This is a genomic window from Nonomuraea sp. MG754425 (assembly GCF_021699195.1).
Classification (GTDB): Bacteria; Actinomycetota; Actinomycetes; order Streptosporangiales; family Streptosporangiaceae; genus Nonomuraea.
In genome coordinates this window covers 1-19,726 of record NZ_SSXE01000185.1, presented here as the reverse complement: position 1 = coordinate 19,726, position 19,726 = coordinate 1, and the positions used below count along the sequence as shown (strand labels likewise).

At 71.8% G+C, this 19,726-nt stretch carries 16 protein-coding genes; 11 read left to right on the top strand and 5 right to left on the bottom strand.

Annotated elements, in window-relative coordinates; genetic code table 11:
• Nucleotides 1-47 precede the first annotated feature (47 nt).
• From FAF44_RS42375 to FAF44_RS42320, 11 genes are all read left to right on the top strand, one after another.
• Nucleotides 48-2,639, top strand: a complete 2,592-nt coding sequence (locus FAF44_RS42375; protein WP_237109049.1) for a GNAT family N-acetyltransferase — start codon at nucleotides 48-50, stop codon at nucleotides 2,637-2,639.
• 149 nt (nucleotides 2,640-2,788) lie between these two features.
• Nucleotides 2,789-3,301: an Hsp20/alpha crystallin family protein gene (locus tag FAF44_RS42370; protein ID WP_237109048.1), complete on the top strand. Its 513-nt coding sequence runs from the start codon at nucleotides 2,789-2,791 to the stop codon at nucleotides 3,299-3,301.
• Nucleotides 3,302-3,993: 692 nt separating this feature from the next.
• Entirely contained in the window at nucleotides 3,994-5,904 is a 1,911-nt protein-coding gene (locus FAF44_RS42365) for a multicopper oxidase family protein (RefSeq protein WP_237109047.1), read from the top strand.
• A gap of 148 nt (nucleotides 5,905-6,052) precedes the next feature.
• Entirely contained in the window at nucleotides 6,053-6,355 is a 303-nt protein-coding gene (locus tag FAF44_RS42360; RefSeq protein WP_237109046.1) for a transposase, read from the top strand.
• A 231-nt stretch (nucleotides 6,356-6,586) separates the two neighbouring features.
• Nucleotides 6,587-6,865, top strand: coding sequence for a hypothetical protein (locus FAF44_RS42355; RefSeq protein WP_237109045.1), 279 nt, complete (start codon nucleotides 6,587-6,589; stop codon nucleotides 6,863-6,865).
• 29 nt (nucleotides 6,866-6,894) lie between these two features.
• A complete protein-coding gene (locus tag FAF44_RS42350; protein WP_237109044.1) occupies nucleotides 6,895-7,158 on the top strand; it encodes a hypothetical protein in 264 nt (87 codons plus the stop codon).
• Complete coding sequence (locus tag FAF44_RS42345) at nucleotides 7,121-7,396, top strand: BTAD domain-containing putative transcriptional regulator (protein ID WP_272895777.1); 276 nt, start codon at nucleotides 7,121-7,123, stop codon at nucleotides 7,394-7,396. Before FAF44_RS42350 ends, FAF44_RS42345 begins: the two co-directional genes overlap by 38 nt.
• Nucleotides 7,397-7,676: 280 nt before the next feature.
• Nucleotides 7,677-9,521 carry a S1 family peptidase gene (locus tag FAF44_RS42340; RefSeq protein WP_237109043.1) on the top strand — a complete coding sequence of 615 codons (1,845 nt, stop codon included), beginning with the start codon at nucleotides 7,677-7,679 and terminating at the stop codon, nucleotides 9,519-9,521.
• Between the two features lie 31 nt (nucleotides 9,522-9,552).
• Entirely contained in the window at nucleotides 9,553-13,701 is a 4,149-nt protein-coding gene (locus FAF44_RS42330; protein WP_272895775.1) for a polymorphic toxin-type HINT domain-containing protein, read from the top strand.
• 1 nt (nucleotide 13,702) lies between these two features.
• Entirely contained in the window at nucleotides 13,703-14,038 is a 336-nt protein-coding gene (locus tag FAF44_RS42325; RefSeq protein WP_237109042.1) for a hypothetical protein, read from the top strand.
• Between the two features lie 59 nt (nucleotides 14,039-14,097).
• Nucleotides 14,098-14,559, top strand: a complete 462-nt coding sequence (locus tag FAF44_RS42320) for a hypothetical protein (protein WP_237109041.1) — start codon at nucleotides 14,098-14,100, stop codon at nucleotides 14,557-14,559.
• Between the two features lie 498 nt (nucleotides 14,560-15,057).
• Here the strand turns inward: FAF44_RS42320 and FAF44_RS42315 are convergent, their stop codons facing one another.
• The 5 genes from FAF44_RS42315 to FAF44_RS42295 form a co-directional block, all read right to left on the bottom strand.
• Nucleotides 15,058-15,663 (bottom strand): hypothetical protein, encoded by a 606-nt coding sequence (locus tag FAF44_RS42315; protein WP_237109040.1) that lies wholly within the window; start codon nucleotides 15,661-15,663, stop codon nucleotides 15,058-15,060.
• A gap of 101 nt (nucleotides 15,664-15,764) precedes the next feature.
• Nucleotides 15,765-17,207 (bottom strand): hypothetical protein, encoded by a 1,443-nt coding sequence (locus FAF44_RS42310; protein WP_237109039.1) that lies wholly within the window; start codon nucleotides 17,205-17,207, stop codon nucleotides 15,765-15,767.
• Nucleotides 17,204-18,040 carry an ABC transporter ATP-binding protein gene (locus FAF44_RS42305; RefSeq protein ID WP_237109038.1) on the bottom strand — a complete coding sequence of 279 codons (837 nt, stop codon included), beginning with the start codon at nucleotides 18,038-18,040 and terminating at the stop codon, nucleotides 17,204-17,206. The genes FAF44_RS42310 and FAF44_RS42305 overlap by 4 nt, the downstream gene beginning before the upstream one ends.
• Entirely contained in the window at nucleotides 18,037-18,825 is a 789-nt protein-coding gene (locus FAF44_RS42300; RefSeq protein ID WP_237109037.1) for a zf-HC2 domain-containing protein, read from the bottom strand. Before FAF44_RS42300 ends, FAF44_RS42305 begins: the two co-directional genes overlap by 4 nt.
• Entirely contained in the window at nucleotides 18,822-19,394 is a 573-nt protein-coding gene (locus tag FAF44_RS42295) for an RNA polymerase sigma factor (protein WP_237109036.1), read from the bottom strand. The genes FAF44_RS42300 and FAF44_RS42295 overlap by 4 nt, the downstream gene beginning before the upstream one ends.
• Nucleotides 19,395-19,726 lie beyond the last annotated feature (332 nt).

Here is a 19,726-nt window from a genome sequence, read left to right as displayed (position 1 = left end):
ACCTCCAGGCCCAAAGCCGCCCGACAGGCGAGAAACGGAGAACCGGCATGCCCGAGGGCTATGACGTGCTGCTGAGGGACGGCGGCATCGCCCGCGTACGCCCGCTGCGCCCCGACGACCGGCAGGCCCTGCACGAACTGGTGGACCGTTCGTCGGAGCGCTCGGCCTACCTTCGTTTCTTCACCGGAGGGCGCAACACCGCGCACTCCTACATGGACCACGTCACCCGCGACGACTACGACGGGCACGCTCTGGTGGCCTGCGTCCGGGGCCGCCTGGTGGCGGTCGCCGAGTACATCCCCGACGGCGACGGCAGCGCCGACCTGGGCATCCTCCTGGACGACGCCGTGCACGGCCACGGCCTGGGCACGCTGCTGCTCGAACATCTCGTCCTGGACGCGGCCGAGCACGGCGTCCGGCGGCTGACGGCCGACGTCCTGGCCGAGAACCGGCCGATGCTCCGCGTGCTGAAGGACCTCGGCCTGGACGTGCGACAGCACGTGGAGGGCGGCATGCTGCGGCTGAGCGTCGCCGCCGAGCCGACCCCCCGCCTGCGGGCGGGCATCGAGGCCCGCGACCACGAGGCCGAACGCTCGTCGCTCGCCCGGGTGCTCGGGCCCCGCTCCGTGGCGGTGATCGGCGCCGGCCGGGACGAGCGATCCGTCGGGCACAAGGTGCTGCGCAACCTCATCGACGGCGGCTTCCCCGGGACGATCCACCCGGTCAACCCGCATGCCACCCGGGTGGCGGGGCTGGCGTGTCATGCCAAGGTGCCCGACGGCGTCGACCTCGCCGTCGTGGCGATCCCGGCCCGGCACGTGCCGGAGGTGGCCCGCGACTGCGGAGCGGCGGGCGTGGCCGGGCTGGTGGTGCTCTCCTCGGGATTCGCCGAGGCGGGGCGGCGGGACGCCGAAGCGGAGCTGCTCGCGATCTGCCGAACGGCCGGGATGCGGCTGATCGGCCCCAACTGCCTGGGCCTGATCAACACCGCGGCGCGGCTCAACGCCAGTTTCCTGCCGCACCGCCCCGTCCAGGGCAACGTGGCGCTGATGTCGCAGTCCGGGGCCGTCGGGGCGGCGCTGCTGGACCGGCTCGAGATCTCGGCGTTCGTGTCGGCCGGCAACAAGGCCGACGTCAGCAGCAACGACCTCCTCGAATACTGGGAGGACGACGACGGCACCGACGTGATCGCGCTGTATCTGGAGTCGTTCGGGAATCCGCGCAGGTTCGCCCGCATCGCCCGCCGCGTCGCGGCGCGCAAGCCGATCCTGCTGGTCAAGAGCGGCCGCGGTGGCGCCGGCGATCGGGCGGTGCGCTCGCACACCGCTGCCGCGGCCACGCCGGACGTGGCGGTCGACGCGCTCTCCCGCGCCGCCGGGGTCATCCGGCTCGACAGCGTGCACGAGCTGATCGACACCGCCCGGCTCCTGGCCGCCCAGCCGCTGCCCGGCGGCCCGCGGGTCGCGATCGTCGGCAACTCGGGCGGGCCCCAGGCGATGACCGCCGACGCCTGCGAGCACCACGGCCTGCTCGTCCCGCGGCTGGCTCTCACGCTCTCCGGCGTCCGCGCCGGCGCCGCCCTGGACAACCCGGTGGATCTCACCTCGGACGCCGGCGCGGCCGAGATCGGGGCGGCGACCGCGGCGCTCATCGCCGTGCCGGACGTGGACGCCGTCCTCGTCGTCTACACCCCGCCGTTCGGCGACGGCCTGGAGGCGACCCGCCGGGCCATCGCCGAGGCCGCGAAGGACGCGGACAAGACCGTGCTGGCCTGCCTCGCCGGACACGACGGCACGATCGACGGCCGGATCCCGAGCTACGCCTTCCCCGAGCAGGCCGTCGAGGCGCTTGTCCACGCCGTCCGGTATGCGGAATGGCGCCGCCGACCGCCCGAACCCGCCGCCCCGACCATCGCGGCGGACGTGGAGACGGCGCGGCGGATCGTCCGCGCCGAGCTGGCAGCGCGTCCGGAGGGCCGCTGGCTCTCGCCCGCGGCCGTCGCCGGGTTGCTGGGCTGCTACGGCGTGCCGATGGTGGCGTCGATCGACGTGGACGGCCCCGAGGCCGCCGCGACGGCGACCGAGCGGCTGGGCCCGCCCGTCGCGCTCAAGGCCGTGGGGCCCGTGCACAAGAGCGAGGTCGGCGGCGTCCGGCTCGGCCTTCGAACACCGGACGAGGTCCGGCGGGCCTACGCGGAGATCTCCGGACGTCTGGGCGCCCGGATGACCGGCGCGGTCGTCCAGCGCATGTCGCCGGCCGGTGTCGAGATCATCCTCGGTGGCGTCAACTATCCGGTGTTCGGGCCGCTGGTCATGGTGGGCATGGGCGGTGTGTCGGCCGATCTGCTGGCCGACCGCGCCTTCCGGGTGCCGCCCGTCACGGACGCGGCCGACATGATCGGCGAACTGCGCTGCGCCCCGCTGCTGCACGGTTACCGGGGCTCGCCGCCCGTGGCCGCCGACGCCCTCGCCGACCGGATCATTCGGGTCGGCAGGCTGCTCGACGACCTCCCCCAGGTGGCCGAACTCGACCTCAACCCCGTCATCGTCACCCCGGACGGGGCCACCGCCGTGGACGCGCGCATCAGGGTGACACCGTGCGAGCCGCCACCCCCGCCACTGCTCCGGCGGCTACGCTGACGGGCCCGACGCCGCTGCCGGAGCCGTCGGCGCCGTGATTCGCCGATCAGGCCACGCCGGTGTCGGTGGCCGGACCGAGTCGCACTGAGCCGGGGTACGGCCGTCGACCGTGGTGGAAGTCGGAGGGCGCAAGCAAGGCGGTGGTGGGGATGGTGAAGGACTGGACGACGAAGCCCCTGGCCTTGGTGCGTGCACGGACAGATTGGGTAGTCGTGAGGCCGAAGGAGCATCCGACAGAGGAGGTCATGATGGGTGCTTTGGAACGCCGCAGGCCACACACAGTGTTCCCAGAGTTGTTGGAGTTGCTGGAGTCGCCGTGGGGCGCATTTCGCACGGGAGAAGGCGCCATTCGGGTCGAGGACTACATCGATGACGGTAACTACGTCATCCGCGCCGAACTGCCCGGCATGGATCCCGACAAGGACGTGGAGATCACCGTCTCCGGCGGGATGCTGCGGCTGCACGCCGAACGGCGCGAGGAGCACAAGGAAGCACACCGCTCGGAGTTCCACTACGGTTCGCTGTCCCGGCTGCTGACCCTGCCCGAAGGCGTCGCGGCCGACGACGTCAAGGCAGCCTACGACAAAGGCATCCTGACCATTACCGTCCCGATGCCCAAAGCCGCAGAGAAGAAGGCCAGGCGAATCACTATCGAGAAGTGATCAACGACGTCGGTGGCACCGGTCCCGTGAAGGAACCCGCGCCGCGGTGTTGGCGACAGCGATGTTCGCGTTGGCGTCCCGGTCGCATGTCAGTGGACCCCATTGCGGGCCCGCTGGACTGAGGGGTCAGCCCCGAACATCGCCACCATTCCGATCATCGGCGGTCGGTGGCACGCCGATACCCGTCATTCTCATGGAGTGGCTCTGGTCACGAACACACGACTGCCTGCGCTTCTCCTCAGCGAGGATCTTCGCAGTGGTGCACCCGCAGGCGTTCTACCACTGGCTCCGCGCGGTGCGGGTATGCCCGGCGCGGGGATCCCTGATGCGTGCCGTTGGGCCGTGGCACGGCGACGGCGACGCTGCCTTCGCTTCGCCCGCCGCCCCGACCTCGCCATCGCCACCTTCGTGCAGGCCCGTCCGCGACAATCGACCCGCTCCGCGACGACGATGTCGGCGGTGAGACCGCGTTGCTCGGCGCCTGCCACCGCTTCACCGCTCAGGGGGCCCGCAGGTGGTTCTGCACAAAGGCGAGAAACGGCCGGATCACGGCAAAGGCCCTCCATCAACGGCCCACCTGGGGTACATAGCCCACGAAAAGCGCTTTGTCGGCATTCCGAAAGCGGCTCAGCGGCCCTCGGAGACTGGAAGCGAAGGTCCCCTTGGCCCTCGCCTGGGGATGGGAGGTGGAGATGATCACGAGACGGGGGTTCCTGAAGGTCGGAGCGGGTGGAGCCGTCCTCCTGGTTTCCCACGCGGACCCTGCCGTGGCCCTTCCCGGCAGCCTGATGAACCCCGCGTCCATCGCCAAGTACGTCGTCCCGCTGCCGATTCCGCCCGTGATGCCGCCGGCCTCGACCGACGGCCCGTTCGACCGGTACGTGATCGGCGTGCGACGGCTCCGCCTGCAGATCCTGCCGCCTGGCAGCCCGGCCACGACCGTACTGGGCTATGGGGCGGTGGACGCGCCTCGGAGCTTCAACAGCCCGGCCTTCACGGTGGAGGCCCGAGTCGGCCGTCCCGTACAGGTCAAGTGGGTGAACGAGCTGGTCGACGGCCACGGGAGGGCCCTTGCCCATCCGCTGGCGGTGGATCCGACATTGCACTGGGCCAACCCTCCCGGCGGACAAGCGGGACGCGACTCGCGACCGGCCTTCGCCCACACACCCGGCCGCTACCTCGGGCCGGTCCCGATCGTCACGCACCTGCACGGCGGGCACAGCTCCGACCACAGCGACGGCCATCCCGAAGCGTGGTTCCTGCCGGCGGCACGGGACATCCCGCCCGGGTACGCAACCGAGGGATCGCAGTATGCCGGTTTCGCAGCCGCTTTCACCGACCGGCACGAAACCGCCTGGAGCGCGGGATCGGCGGCCTTCCACTACGGCAACGACCAGCGGCCCGCGACCATGTGGTTCCACGACCACACCCTCGGGATCACCCGGCTCAACGTCTACGCCGGACTCGCCGGCTTCTACCTCCTGCGCGGCGGTCCCGCCGACCTCGCGCCGGGCGTCCTGCCGGGCCCGGCAGCCGCCTCCGACGCGACCGGGCGCCAGGGAGTCCACGAAATCCCGATCGTCATCCAGGACAGGACGTTCGCCGCCGACGGCTCGCTGTTCTACCCGGCAAGCCGCAGGCAGTTCGACCGGTTCGCCGGACCGTACATCCCCCGCAGCGACATCCCGCCCATCTGGAACCCCGAGTTCTACGGCACCACCATGATGGCCAACGGCCGCACCTGGCCGTATCTGGCGGTGGAGCCGCGCCGCTACCGATTCCGGCTGCTCAACGGGTGTAACGGCCGTTTCCTCGATCTGAAGATCGTCACGAATCCGCTGGCCCGACGGCCCGCGTCCGCCACCCTGCCCTTCTGGCAGATCGGATCCGACGGAGGATTCCTGCCCGCGTCCGTGCAACTCGGGGAGGTCCTGCTGGCCCCGGCAGAACGCGCCGACGTGATCGTCGACTTCACCGGCGTCCGCCCGGGGACGGAACTGTTCCTGATCAACGAGGCCCCGGATGGCCCCTTCCACGGCCGCCACGCCACCACTCCGGCCGACCCGGCAACAACAGGACAGGTCCTGAAATTCAGGGTACGCCCGCTGACGACACCCGACCGCAGTGTGCCGCCGGCCGAGCTCGTCCTACCCACCTTCACCCCGCTCGGCGCAGCCGGCACCACACGCAAGGTGGCGCTGATGGAGCGGACCTCAGGGGTGGCGAGGGGTGTCGGACCAGTGGCCGTGCTGCTGGGCACCCTGGAGGGAGGCGGTACGGCGAAGATGTGGTCCGACCCGATCACCGAGAACCCCGCCGTCGGTGCCACCGAGACATGGGAGATCCACAACCTCACCATGGACGCCCACCCGATCCACATCCACGAGGTCCTCTTCCAGATTGTCGACCGCCGCCCGTTCCGCGGCCCCGCCCGGCCGCCGGAGGCCTGGGAACGCGGCTTCAAGGACACCGTCATCGCCTACCCGGGCCAGGTCACCCGGATCAAGGCCCTCTTCGACCGGCCGGGCCTGTTCGTCTGGCACTGCCACATCCTCGAACACGAGGACAACGAAATGATGCGCCCCTACCGCATCGGCCCGTGAGCGACAGGAGCCTGCTGCCTTGTGAGAAAGGCGCTCGTCACAGTCTTGTCCCGTGCGCGCGACCGGCGGTGATGCATGAATCACCACCAGGCGGAGGGAGCAGCACAGTCATGACGAGCATTCTTCGGCCGAACCGATCGGCAAGGTCGTGGTCGGCGTCGACACGCACAAGTACGTGCACACCGCGCCCGTGGTCGACGTCGTCGGCAGCTTGCAGGCCGGCATCAGCGTCGCCGCCGATCGGGGCGGCTATGAACAACTCATCGCGTGGGCTGCTGGGTATGGTCAGGTGCTGAGCTTCGGCGTCGAGGGCACCGGCTCCTACGGCGCTGGACCGGCCTCCCACCTGCGCCGGCACGGGCACGTGGTGGTCGAGGTCAACCGCCCTGACCGACACGGCCTGGGCATGCTCACCCCGATACAGTTCGAGAACGCGTCCACCGTGGCATGACAATCCGAAAACGCGACTCCATCGAACCCAGGGCACACCAGCAGACGTCGAGTGACGGCGTACGCCGTGGACAAGAGCACGAACGATGATCCCAGGCAACCCGAACACCAGTCACCCACCGTCCCAGGAACGCCCGGCCTGACCAGGCGACAAACCCGGCGCCGGCAACGAATCGTGTTCTTGAGCCCCACAGGACGCCGACACCTTGTCGCGCTACTACGCCGTCAGCAGGTGGCGTTGCCGGCATACCTGACGCGCACTGCCCGGATGCGGGCCCGCGACGACCCGGCCGAGATGCTCTGCAAGCGCATGATCACCCACGTCAAACGGGCCAAGACGGAGCTGGAAGAGATCCGCACCCGCCGGCGCGCGACCAGCGAGCGGCTGATCGGCACCTACCGTCAGGTACTGGAACGCCTCGACCCCGGCAGCGAGGCCGCCGCCGCTGGACACGAGGGGACACGAGGCGGTGGCGCGAGCCATGGAGGCGCTGAGCTCGTGCGCTGGTAACGCCGGGCAGGTCCCAGGCGCTCGGCGAGATGCTGTCGGCGCTCGTGGTTCAGACCCGCAGCGTGCAGGCGGTGCGGGCCGCGGTGGAACAGGCCGGCGGATTCGCCGCCCAGTTGGCCGACATCGAGGAGGTCGCTGCCTTCCGCGGCGACGCGCACGAGCTGCTGGTGTGCCAGTTCTTCAAGAAGGACCGGCTGGCGCTGTTCGAGCTGCGATCGGTGTGTTGGAGCAGGCCGCCTCGACTGCGCACGGGACCTGGCCGAGGCGGCGATCGGCTGCGGACGCGCGGGTGAGGCCTGCGAGCCCCTGGAGCAGTTGGCCGGGGCGCTGCTCTACGACGAGGCGATCCACACCCAGCTGATCTTGCTGCTGGGGCATGCATGGCGGCGGGCCGATGGGCTGCGGCAGCACGAGTTGATCCGCCGCCGCCTGACCGACGACCTGGGTGTGGATCCGGGTGCCGGCTTGCGCGGGGCGCATCTCGCGCTGCTCGGCGACGGAGAGCGCCGCTGGCCGCGCGCCTCCCCTTGACCAAATGTCCGGCAAATGCCCTGGTGGATGCCTTGTCCAGATCTCGGTCATTGCGATGAGATTCGAGATCAGTGCGGAACCCGCCGACAACTCTGTGGCCCCCGGCAGGCGACCGCAACCGCTGTTGGTGTGGGCTTTCCGGAGGTGGCGATGCGTGGGTGTGCCCGAGTCGGGGGGCGACCGCCGTTAGCTGATCATCGCCGGCGTGCCCTCGCCCCATCCCAGGCGCCCGGCGGTGTCGCGGCGCTTCAGCTCATGCACCCACGAAGGGAAGCAGCCCGTGCGCATCACTAACAACAAGGCGTTACCCGTCGCCCTCCTGGCCGCGTCCGCGCTGGTGGCGGGCGGACTCATCGCCCCCTCCGCGCTGGGCGTGGCAGGGGGCACCGGTACGGAGCACGCGTTCGTGGCCAGGATCGACGTGGGACCGGAGCAGCGCGGCTGCTCCGGCACGCTCGTCGATCCCGAATGGATCCTCACGGCTAAAGCCTGCGCGTCGGGGGCGATACCGGTGCTGGGCGTGACCCCGCTCAAGCCCATCAGGGCGAGCGTGGGCGCGGCCGTGGACCGGCCGGTGATTGAGATCCTGGCCCACCCGGACCGGGACCTGGCGCTCGCCCGGCTCGACAAGCCGGTGACCGGCGTGACCCCCGTCCGCATCGGCACGATCGCCCCGCAGGCGGGCGAGGCGCTCCAGGTCGCCGGGTACGGCCGTACCGCCACCGAATGGGCGCCGCAACAGGCGCACTCCGCCGCGTTCACGGTCCAGTCGGTCGCCGCCGGCACCATCGACGTGGCGGGCGATCCGGCCACCCCGGCCGCCGTCTGCCAGGGCGACGCGGGCGGCCCGACGCTGCGCCAGACCGGCTCCGGCGTCGAGCTGGTCGCCGTGAGCAGCCTGTCGTGGCAGGGCGGCTGCCTCGGCACCCCGGCCTCGGAGACGCGGCGTGGCGCCGTGCAGGTCCGGGTGGACGACGCGGACGCGCAGGCGTGGATCAGGCGCACGCTGCGTATGTCATATGTACGCCTCCCATCCAGCGCGCAGGTGCTCGACACGCGCTCCGGCATCGGCGCCACGGCCGGTACCCGCGAGGCGGGCAGTACCACGACGTTCCGCGTGGCGGGGGTCGGCGGCATCCCGATCCTGCGGGCGGCCACCGCCGTGCTGGTCGACATCACCGCGATCCCGGTCGCGGGCGCGGGCACGTACCTGACCGCCTTCCCCACCGGCTCGCCGCCATCCGATTCGCTGTCCATGGTGAACGCGATGCCCGGCCAGATCATCTCGAACACGGCGGTCGTGCCGGTCGGACCCGACGGGACGATCTCCGTACGCACCCACCGGGCCTCGGACATCGCGGTCGACGTCCAGGGCTACTACACGCGCGACAGCTCCGGGGGCGGTTTCGTGCCGCTCGACCACACCCGTCTCGCCGACACGCGCGCCGCCGGCGGCACCATCCCCGCCAGAGGCAGCCGCACGTTCGCCATCGCCACGGCCGGCGGCGTCATCCCCGCCGGTGCGAGCGCCGCGTTCCTGGACGTCGTCGTCGTGGACGCGACCGCCGGCGGCTGGCTCGGGGCGTACCAGACGGGCGGCGCCAACAACCGCAGCGTCATGGACTTCGTCCCCGGCGACACCGCGCACGCCGTGACGGTGAAGCTCGGCACGGACGGCCGAGCCACATTCACCAACAACAGCAGCGCCCCCATCCACCTGGCACTCACCGCCACCGGCTACCACACCGCCGACGCTGCTTCCGGCTGGGGCCTGCGGACCGCGCAGGCCACCCTCCTCCTGGACACCCGGCAGAACGACGGCGCCGCGATCGCCTCCAACGCCGTCGTGGACGTCCCGCTCGGCCTGCCCGCCGGCTGGACCGCGCTGCTCAACCTCACCATGGTCGACAACACCAGACCCGGCTACCTGCGGGCCTGGCCGCTGGAAGGCACGGAGCCCGGGACGTCCCTGGTCAACTACCCCGCCACCGCCGATGGCGTGCGGTCCGGGCTGGCCACCGTGAAGGTCGGCACGGACGGCAAGGTACGCATCCGCAACGTCTCCGCTGGCACCACCCACCTCATTGCCAGCCTCCAGGGCTGGTTCGCGCCCCCGATGCAGTAATCCGCACGGAAGCTCGGAGCTCACCATGCGCTTGACCAGGTTACGAACCGTCGCCGCCGCCATGGTGGTGACTCTCGCCGCCAACTTACTGGTGGCACCGCCAGGTGCCATCGCAGAGACCACGGGCGACCGGGCGCAGGCTGTCGCTCTGCTGATGTCCGCCGGCCCTTCGACCCGCAGGGCGGCGGAGAGCGCCCTGCTCGGTTCCGACGCCGACCTGCGCGACTTCCTCGCCTCCGGCCGAGTGCCCGCGCAGCAGGCCGACGACCGGGCTGCGGCGCAGGTGCTGGCCGGTATGGACGGTCCCGCCGTACGGGAGGCGGCGCTGCGTGCGCTGGACGGGACGCCGGAGCAGCTTCGGCAGTTCGTCGAGGGCGGCTGGAAGCAGGCGTGGGCCGCCGACGAGCGGCTGCGGGTCTACCGGGTGTGGGAGTCCGGCGGGCAGCGTACGAAGGAGGCGGCGGCGACAGCGCTGGCCGGCATCGCCGAGGACTGGTCGGCGTTCCTGCTGACTGGCAGGGAGGCCGCCGAACTGGCCGACGATCGGCTCGCCGCAACGCGCATGCTTGCTGGTGCCCCCAACAACAGCGGGGAGAACCTGGACGCGGCGGCCCAGCGGGCGCTCGGCGGCACTGTCGAGGAGTTGCGCGAGTTCCTCGTCTACGGGCAGCACGTGGCCCGCGCGCGTGACCGAGAGCTGGCCTCCATCAAAAGCCTGACCGAGCAGGCCAAGCAAGCCGGCGAGTTGACCTCGCGGGAGTCGCTGGCGGCGGCGGAGGCGTCCGAGCGGGCCGTGCACGCGGCCGAGGAGGCGAAGAAGGCGGCGCAGACGGCGGCAGCCGAGGCGAAGGCGGCCGACGGGGCGTCGGCACAGGCGTCGGCCGCGGCGGGACGGGCCGCGGACGCCGCCGCAGGGGCAGCCGCCGCCGCGCGGGAGGCCGTGGCGGCGTCGAACGCGGCCATGCGAGCGGCCAGGGTCGCCGCCGACGGCGCACGCCGGGCGACGGCCGCGGCCTCGCTGACCGCGCAGGCCGCTTCGCGGGCGCAGCGGGCGGCGGCGGACGCGCGTACCGACGCGGGCAAGGCGGCCGCCGCGCGGGCGGCTGCTGAGGCGGCGCGCGACGCGGCCCGCCAGGCGCGCGAGCTGCAGCAGGTACGGGCGGAGCGGGACCGCGCCCTGGCCCAGGCCAAGGCGGCGACGGATGCCGCCCGTGGCGCCAGCGCCAGCGCAGACGCCGCCGCGGCGGCGGCCGACGAGGCGAGCAGGCAGGCGGGTGTCTCGCAGGCCCAGGCGGAGCGGGCACGCAACGCGGCGGCCCTGGCCCAGCGGGAGGCGGCCGCCGCCTCCCGCGCGGCCAGCAGGGCGTACGCGCTGGCGCAGGCTGCGGCGCGGGCGTCGGAGGATGCCTTCACCTTCGCCGAGCAGGCGGCCACGCACGCCGAACGGGCCGCCGCGGCGGCCGTGACCGCAGCCGAGCAGGCGGGCATCGCGGAGAAGGCGGCCGAGGAGTCCGCCCGCCACGCCGCCGCCGCGGTGGAGGCCGCCAACGTCGCCGTGGCCGCTGCCAACCAGGCCGTTCAGCTGGAGCAGCTTGCCAGGCAGGAGGACGAGGCGCGGCTGGCCGAGTACACCCAGCAGGGGGTCGAGGCGGCGCAGGACGCCCTGGCAGCGGAGCGGGCGGCCAACGCCGACGCGGGCGAGTACGCGGCCTGGAACCGCAAGCTGCTGTGGGACACCGACGAGGAGCAGCGGGTGGACCCGGCCACGCGGGCCCTGCTCGACGCGGCGACCGCGGCGGGCGCGCCGACCGAGGTGGTGCTGGACCGGGGCCGCCGGGCGGCGGTGGCGCTGCTGACCACCGGCGGCGACTGGACGAAGCGGGCCGCCAGGGAGGCGCTGGAGGGCGGCGAGATCGAGCTGCGCGCCTGGCTGTCTGGTGGACGCCGGTTCGCGGTCGTGCAGGACAACCGGTCGCGGCTCTGGCACCTGGTGGACACCCTGCCGGACGGTCCGGAGAAGACCGCCGGGATGGCGGCGCTCGACGGCGACGACGCCGCCGTCGAGACATTCCTGCGTACCCGCAACTATGCGGGCAAGGCCACCGACGACCGGCGCGCAATCTACGCGATCCTCAACTCAGGGCCCGGCCCCAACCTCAAGGCCGCTGCGGACCAGGCCGCGGCCGGTACGCCCGCGCAGGCGCACCAGTTCCTGCGCAGCGGCCAGCACACGGCCCGTGCCGCCGACGAGCGGCTGGAGGCCTTCCGCGTCATCGAGACCGGCGGCCCCGAGGTCAAGGCCGCCGGGCAGGTCGCGCTCGCCGGTCCAGCGCCGTACGTGTCGTACTTCCTGGTGGCGGGCCGCTACCAGGCGGCGCAGCGGGACCTGGAGCAGGCGACGCACGTCGCGGCGGTGCGGGCACTGATCCGCCAGGCCCAGCAGTACGCGCAGACTGCGCTCGCCGACGCCGCCGAGGCCAACCGGGTCGCGGCGGTGGCCAGGAACGCCGCCGCCGAGGCCGCGAGCTGGGCCGACCAGGCGACCGCGTCCGCCACGCAGGCGGCGCGGCACGCGGAGGACGCTCGCGAGTCCGCCGCCGAGGCCCAGCGTTCGGCGGAGGCGGCGGCGCAGTCCGCGGAGACCGCGCGGACTGCGGCGGCCCAGGCCCAGGCGAGCGCGAACGCCGCCGCGAAGTCTGCGGCCACCGCCTCCGCCGCCGCCCAGCGCGCGAGCCGCGACGCGGCGGCGGCCCAGGAGGCCAAACGGGCCGCCAGGGACGCGGCCATCGCCGCAGGACGGGACGCCGCGGCGGCGAACATGGCGGCCAAGGAGGCAGCCGACATCTACGCCGCCAAGGTCAGGGAATGGGAGGAGCGCCAGCGCAGCGACGAACCCGGCAGCGGCCCCGGTGGGATCGGCACCGCGAAGGAAGCTCACAGGACCTGGGGCTGCCTGGTCGAGGTCGCCTCGCTGCCGGCTGACTGCGCGAAGGTCTACGGCGACTTCGCGCAGACCCTTATCGACCCCGCCCGGTGTGTCTCGCCGGCGAACAACGCGTCGCCCGGCTGCCGGATGCTCGACGACATCCTGACCTTCGTCGAGGAAAACCCCGACCTCATCCTCGACATGCTCCAACTCGTCCTCATGACGTGCGGCATCGTGCCCGTCGCCGGTGAGGTGTGCGACGCCATCGACGCGGCGATCTCGTTCGGGCGGGGAGACTGGGTCGGCGGCCTGCTCTCCATCGGCGCGATGGTGCCCTTCCTGGGCTGGGTGGCCACCGCCGCCAAGGGCAACCGCATGTCCGACCGGCTGCGCTCGGTCGTCGACCTCGTCGAGGACCTCGCGAAGGCATGCAGGCGGCCGAAGAGCTTCGTGCCGGGCACCCTGGTCCTGGTGGCGGGTGGCCGCTCCATACCGATCGAGCAGGTGGAGCCGGGCACCAGAATCGTAGCCACTCAGCCGCGCACGAAAACCACCGCGGCGAAGGCCGTCACGGCGGTCAGGGGCGACTCCGGCGCCAAGACGATCGTAGACATCCGCCTCGACGTGGACGGCGCCAAGGGCACGCGCACCGCCACGATCTCTGCCACGGACGAGCACCCGTTCTGGGTGCCGCAACTGCGCTCGTGGGTGCCCGCGGCCTCGCTCGTGGCCGGAATCGCCCTGGCCGGCCGGGGCGATGCCAAGGTGCCCATCGTGGGCGTCTCCACCAGGCAGGTCACGACTCGCGTACACAACTTCTCGGTCGCCGACTTCCACACGTACTACGTGCTCGCGGGCCGCACGCCGATCCTCACCCACAACAGCGACGAGGCTCCGTGCGTGGCGATCCCGGGCGCTACCCGACTGGACGACGCGGAGCAGGCGACGGCGGGCCGGCTGCTGAACGACCCGTCCTTTACCGGCCGCAAACTGCACGAGGCACGCGACGACGCCTACGACTACGTCGATGACTACAATCGCACGTACGACGCCTTCGGACAGCCCGGCGCCTACGAGCACTGGAATCCGCAGGAATACTTTCCGCAGTTCCGCAGGCACATCGACAAGCAGGGCCTGAACTTCGTCGTGGTCGACCTGACCGGCGCCAATTCCAGTCAGCTCGATGAGATTTTCTCCTTCATCGATTCGCTGTCCCGCGCCGATCAGAACAAGCTCAAGATCGTGGGGGACTGACATGGCGGGCGCGATCGGCGTCTCCGACACCATCACCTGGCACACCAACGGCTGGGGCTATCGCCGCCTCATCGGCGAAGCGGCCCGCCTCGCACCGCCGGAGCACCGCGACCTGCTGGAGCAGTACCAGGTCCAGCCCGGGCTGACGTTGCCGTTGCTTCCAGAGGCGGCCCGGCTGCCGATCGCGTCCCTTCTGGTACGCGCCGCCCGCGACCTGATCGCCACCTACGAGAACGGCGACGACGAATACGAGCGCGGCTACGCGCACAGGCTCCGCAACCTGATCGCCCTGCTGGGCGACGAAATCACCCATCTGCAGCAGGAGACAGAACAATGAAAGCAACAGCCACGCCCTTATCAGCAGCCCTCGTATTGACGGCCGCCGCGGTCATCCTCTTGCCGGGCGAAACCTCCGCGGCACAAACGGCGGCCGACGCCCCACCACCGGCGGTCGAGGACTACACCTACCCCAATGCCGACCAGGTCCTCACCGAACACGGCCTCAAGGTGTTCCGCGGCGACGGGCGCATCGTGCTCGACAGCTCGCGCACCTACGAAGAGGACGGCCAATGCCCGGTGGGCCAGATCCAGGTCGAGAAGGCGCTGGCTGAGGCACCGTACGGGATCTACTACTGCTTCCGCACGTGGGGCGCCCGCGGCTTCCTCACCCTCGAAGTGCCGGGGACCTTCGGCCTGCGGGGCGGCGACAAGCCGCTGCAGGCCAAGGCCAACCTGCCCGACGGGGAGAGCCGGACGTACGAGGTGGACGCGAACGAGTTCGTCGCCGTCGAACCCGGCACCGGCACCGAACTCCCCCAGGCGATCCTCGTCGAACTGCGCCTGCCCCCGACCTCCTGACAATGACAGAGAAGGCCCGTCACCGCGTTCCCGCTGGTGACGGGCCTCTTTTACTCTTCCGGCTGCTCCGGACCTCTTCGGGCGAGGCAGAGGTGCCCGCGCCCGGGTTTCTCCACCGCGGCCGTACTGGGTGCGCAGTGAGCAGATCGACGTCGACCCGGTGGCCACTTCTGCTTGTCCCCGGCGGTGAGCGAACGTCGGCCAGCTCGGTGTGTGCAACTTTCAGTGGTTAAACGGCCGAGGATTTCGGCGCTATTTGGCCGGGAGCAGACGTCAACCGCTCATGCCACCCAGCCGGAGGTGTCGTTGGCCGAAATGGTGTGTGGACCTGCAACGGAGCCGGTTCGTACGGAAAGCGTCTTCCCGGGCAGGGGTTCTCCACGCCATTGGCAAGCTCCAGCAGGGCGACGAACTCGGTGCCGCCGACCCTGCGGAGGCAGGCGTACCGGATGGCCATGAAGCGCAGCGCGAAGAACTTCAGCCTGGCAGTGCGACGTGTCAGCGCCGCAGGTCGCGTCCCGCGAAGATGAGCCAGAGGTAGGGCAGGGGCAGCATCGCCAGCCAGAACAGGTGTGCCTGATCCCAGTACCCGAACCCGCAGGTCGGCGGCCAGAGCCGGACCTGCTGCGGCAGCAGGATGGTCCCCAGCACCATCGCTAGCTGGACCACCACGGCGGCCATGGCGGCCTGCCGTCCGGGGGCGAACCGCACGGCGGTCGCCGCGGCCGCCAGCGCGATGCCGAGGCAGACGCCCACCTCGATGAGCAGGGCGCCGACCGGGAACAGGGCGCCCTCCGGCAGGCGGGTCAAGATATAGGAGAAGGCCGCCAGCCAGATCGCGATCGCGGCGCCACCGGGCAACAGGCAGCGCAGCGCCTGCCGGACCCATCGGGGGACCGCGGCGGCGTCGAGGTCGGCGGACATGGCATCGACCAGCCCGAAGGCCGCTGCCGCGCCCAGCAGGGTGCCACAGATGCGCATGAGCACGAGCGCGCCGCCCCCGGGCAGCGCCTCCCCGTACTCCACCAGGCTCACCAGCCCTGCGGTGAAGGCGGCGACCACGACCAGAGGCCCCCAGTCGATGGCCCGAGCGAGGGGGCGCACCAGCAGGAGCGCCAACCGCCGGCGGGATGGTGGCGGGGCAGCGACGGCTGTGGTGGGTACAGCCGCGATGGAGGAGGCGGCCTGGGGGCGTGCGGGCAGTGTTACAGGCATGGCGTGGCTCCCATCGGTGCGTTGAACTCGCGTTCCAGCCCGAGCAGCGGCAAGGCCTGGTCGATCGTGGTGGTGGGCTTGACGAGCGTGTCCCAGTTGGTCTGGACCTTCTCGCGGGCGCCAGGGGAGGCCAGCAGCAGCTTGGCGTAGCCGATCTCGGCCGGGCCCCAGTCCAGGCCGGACAGGCGTCCCCGATCACGGTCGACATAGAGCTGCCGCCGCGCCTCGGGGATGGCGACCTGGCCGATGAGCCAGAGCGCCACCACCGTGCGGGCCTGACCGCGCACGTCACACAGTGCCGCGCGCCGGGAGGGGCTGAAGTGCTTGGCGGCCGAGTCGTTCAGCCCGGTCGCCCAGAAGGCCACGTCCTCGGCCAGCATCCTGCGCTGGTCGGGATGCCCCCAGCTCATCGGCGGCCGGATCACGCCGGAATCGTTGGCGTAGCTCCAGGTCAGGCTCATCTGCCGCACCTGGGGCGCCCGTGCCCGCAGCGCGGCGGGCAGTGCCGCCATGAGCGGCTGGACCGCTTGTTCCCACAGCGGGATCCACGCTTCGTATCCCGGAAAGGCACAGTAGGTCAGGCCCTGCCGCACCGTGCAGTGGTAAGCGTCGGGGCCGAAGTAGCGTTCGCGCACGCGTGAGTCCACATGGTCGATGGTCAGCGGCACGTTCGTGGGGAGCTGCGCCGGTGGCCGGGTGGATGCCGCGGTGGCCCCCGATGGCACCGCGACAGCCAGCGCCGCCACCACAGCCGCGGCGGGTGCCAGCCGTATGCGGTGTCTGAGCAGCGCGATCCCGCCGAAGACGGCGGCGACGGCGAGCACGTACACCAGGTGGGCAGCCGACGGACGGTCAGGCCAGTCCGGCCGGTGGACCTGCATTACCGGTAGCAGCCAGCGGGCCTGTCCGTTGGTCGGGTTCATGTAGATGAGGAAGCCGAGCACGGCCACCACCAGCGGCCCGGCGATGAGCCAGCGGGTCCAGCGGCCGACGGCCACGCCCAGCGTCGCGGCGAGGACCGCGGCGGCCACCGCCAGCAGTGGCTCCCACACGTCCAGCCGGCCCCCGGCGGGGCCGCTCAGCAGCCGGATCGCCAGGTAGCCGCCCACGGCCACCGCCGCCGCGAATCCCGCGACCAGCGGTGTGGCCAGCAGCAGAGCCCGCGTGCGGTGCTCGGCCCGCCCGGGCAGGCCCGCGAGGCTCTCGGGCATGCCGTGCCGCGTGTCGCGCGAGGTGGCCAGGCTCGCCACGATCAGGACCGCCGAGGCCAGGCAGGTGGCCAGACCGGTGGCGTTGACCGGGTCCATCGTGAGGTCAGGCTGCTGGTCCCTGCTGAGGAAGGTCTGCAGGGCGAGCACCAGGACGGTCGCGCCCCACACGAGCGGATGCCGCACCAGCCTGCGCGCCTCGAACAGGAACATCTGCCGCGTCACGCCGCCTCCCCGAGCAGCATGAGGTAGCCGTCCTCGACACCGGGCGCCACCGCGTCCGCCGTCGGCGGCCGGGCGCCGAGCGTGCGGTAGCGGCCGTCGGCCGTCCGCCAGAACAGCTCCGACGTGGCGGGCGGCGCGTCCGACAGCCACACCCGGCCGTCCGCGACGGCCGCGAGCTGGCCGGGGGTGCCGTCGAAGACCGCCCGGCCGTCCCGCATGACCACCACGCGTTCGCACAGCGCGGCGACGTCCTCGGTCTGATGCGTGGACAACACGACGGTACGGCTCTCGCCGAGCCGCGAGACCAGCGCGCGGAAGGTCATCCGCTGCTCCGGGTCCAGGCCCACCGTCGGCTCGTCGAGAATGAGCAGGTCCGGCTCGCCCAGCAGGGCCTGGGCCAGCGCGAGCCGCTGGCGCATGCCGCCCGACAGCTTGCGCACCTTCGTTCCGGCCTGATCGGTGAGGTCCACCTCGGCCAGTACCCGGCGCACCTCGGCGTGCCGGAGCTCGCGGTCGGTCAGCTCCTTGAGGATCGCCACGTAGTCCACGAGGTCGAAGGCGGTGAAATGCGGGTAGGAACCGGGGCTCTGCGGAAGGTAGCCGAGTCTGCGTCGCAGCGCGGTGCGCTGCCCGCGGTCGGCAGGGTTCAGGCCGAAGGCGTCGACCGCGCCGCCGTCGGGGGCCAGGGTGGTGGCCAGACAGCGCAGCAGGGTGGTCTTGCCGGCGCCGTTGGGACCGAGCAGGCCGGTCACGCCGGTGCCGAGCGTCAGGTCGAGGTCGTCGAGCGCCCGTTTGGCGCCGTAGGTCTTGGACAACTGCTTGATCTGGATCATCTGGTGCTCACTCGGTAGAAGCGGTAGGTCAGCAGGAGGGCGGCCACGCCGTACCCGATCTGCGGGGCTGGACCGAAGACGGCCAGCCAGTCGCCGGTGAAGCGGCCCGCGCCGACGATGGCCAGCCAGACCCCGGCCACGGCGAGGGCGGCGATCGGCACGGGCAGCCGGTTCGACAGGGCCAGGCAGCCCGAGGCGGCGGCCAGCCCGGGCAACAGCCAGGCGGCGGCCAGCCCGGGCGGTGCGGGCAGCAGCGGTGAGGCGAGCCCGGCCAGCACGACCGACACCGCCAGTACCGCCGTGGCCCGGGTCAGCAGCAGCCGCGGCCCCGACATCGGCGTGGCGGCCACCAGTTCGTGGGCGGGATCGACGCGTGGCCCGTAAACGAGCGCGATGCCCGCCAGCGGCAGCACCGGCGCGACGACCAGGAAAGCGGGCAGGAACTCGGCCTGCTCGCGCGCCGCCAGCACCGCGAACGCCAGCACCGCCACCACCGCGGCCAGCCAGGCCCGGCTCATCGTCGGCGTCGCCGACAGCAACCTGGCCAGGTGATCGGGCACCCCGCCGTGCCGCAGGAGCCGCTCGGAAAGGCTCAGGCGTGGCGTGATCAGCTCGCCTTCCAGCCTCGCCCAGGACGCTTCGAGCCAGTCCTTGTCGTACGGCACCGCCGCCCGGCAGTCGGCGCAACGGCCGAGATGCGCGTCCACGGACATGGCCAGCGCCGGTTCGAGGGTGCCTTCGAGGTAACGCTCACGCAGGCCGTCAGGGATGTGCCAGCTACTCATGACAGCTCCTCGCGCAACCGGGCCCTGGCCCGCATCGCGCGGGTCTTGACCGTGCCTTCCGGAATGCCAAGGAGACCGGCGGCCTCCTTGGTGGTGAGACCGTCCAGGACGGTCGCCTCGATAACGGCGCGCAGCTCGGGGGAAAGCCTGGTCAGGGCGGCGCCGAGGTTGCCGTGCTCCACGTTCAGCAGCACTACGTCCTCGGCCGAGGCGACCGGCGAGCTGTCGCTTGGTTCGATGCCGGAGCCGATCCAGCGCGAGCTGCTGCCGCGCAGGGCAGAGATCAGGCGGCGGATGGCGATCGTCCACAACCAGCCGGCCGGGTTGTCGCCGCGGAAGCCGCCCGCCGCGCGCCACACGGCCAGAAACGTCTCCTGCAGCGCATCGTCGACGGCGTCCGCGTCGGCGCAACGGCGGGTCAGCCGGGCGCGCAGCCAGGGAGCGTGCCGCTGATGGAGGACGCGCAGGGCGGCGGTGCTCCGCGCGGCGACGGCGGTGATGAGCTCGGCGTCGGTGCTTTCCGAGGTGACGTCGGGGGCTGCGCGCTGCCGGAAGGGAAACGGTCTCACGGTGTATCTATCGCACGGCCCACACGCGCCGGTTCTCCCGGATCAACTCTTTCGTGATTTAGGCCGCGGAGCCCCACGCGCGCTTGTTCACCGCAAGGAACAGTCCGGGCGAAGGCTCGGTCTACCAGGTCGACGGCGATCTGGTCGGGCTTGGCGCCGCACTTGGGCCGGCCGCTGAGGCCTTACAGCCCTGCTCGCTGCATGAGTAACTCCACCGCTCCGTGGCTGTCTTCCCGGCTCTTGAGCACTCTCTGGGGAGCGGTTACCTGGAGTGACGTCGAGGGCAGTCTGAAGACCTCTAGGCAAGCCCGGCTGGGTGGAGATTTGGCAAC

Bases quoted from the DNA above. Each gene is read 5' to 3' on its own strand.
- FAF44_RS42375 (WP_237109049.1), top strand. From the start codon at position 48: ATGCCCGAGGGCTATGACGTGCTGCTGAGGGACGGCGGCATCGCCCGC.
- FAF44_RS42370 (WP_237109048.1), top strand. From the start codon at position 2,789: ATGGTGAAGGACTGGACGACGAAGCCCCTGGCCTTGGTGCGTGCACGG.
- FAF44_RS42365 (WP_237109047.1), top strand. From the start codon at position 3,994: ATGATCACGAGACGGGGGTTCCTGAAGGTCGGAGCGGGTGGAGCCGTC.
- FAF44_RS42350 (WP_237109044.1), top strand. From the start codon at position 6,895: ATGCTGTCGGCGCTCGTGGTTCAGACCCGCAGCGTGCAGGCGGTGCGG.
- FAF44_RS42325 (WP_237109042.1), top strand. From the start codon at position 13,703: ATGGCGGGCGCGATCGGCGTCTCCGACACCATCACCTGGCACACCAAC.
- FAF44_RS42305 (WP_237109038.1), bottom strand. From the start codon at position 18,040: ATGATCCAGATCAAGCAGTTGTCCAAGACCTACGGCGCCAAACGGGCG.
- FAF44_RS42300 (WP_237109037.1), bottom strand. From the start codon at position 18,825: ATGAGTAGCTGGCACATCCCTGACGGCCTGCGTGAGCGTTACCTCGAA.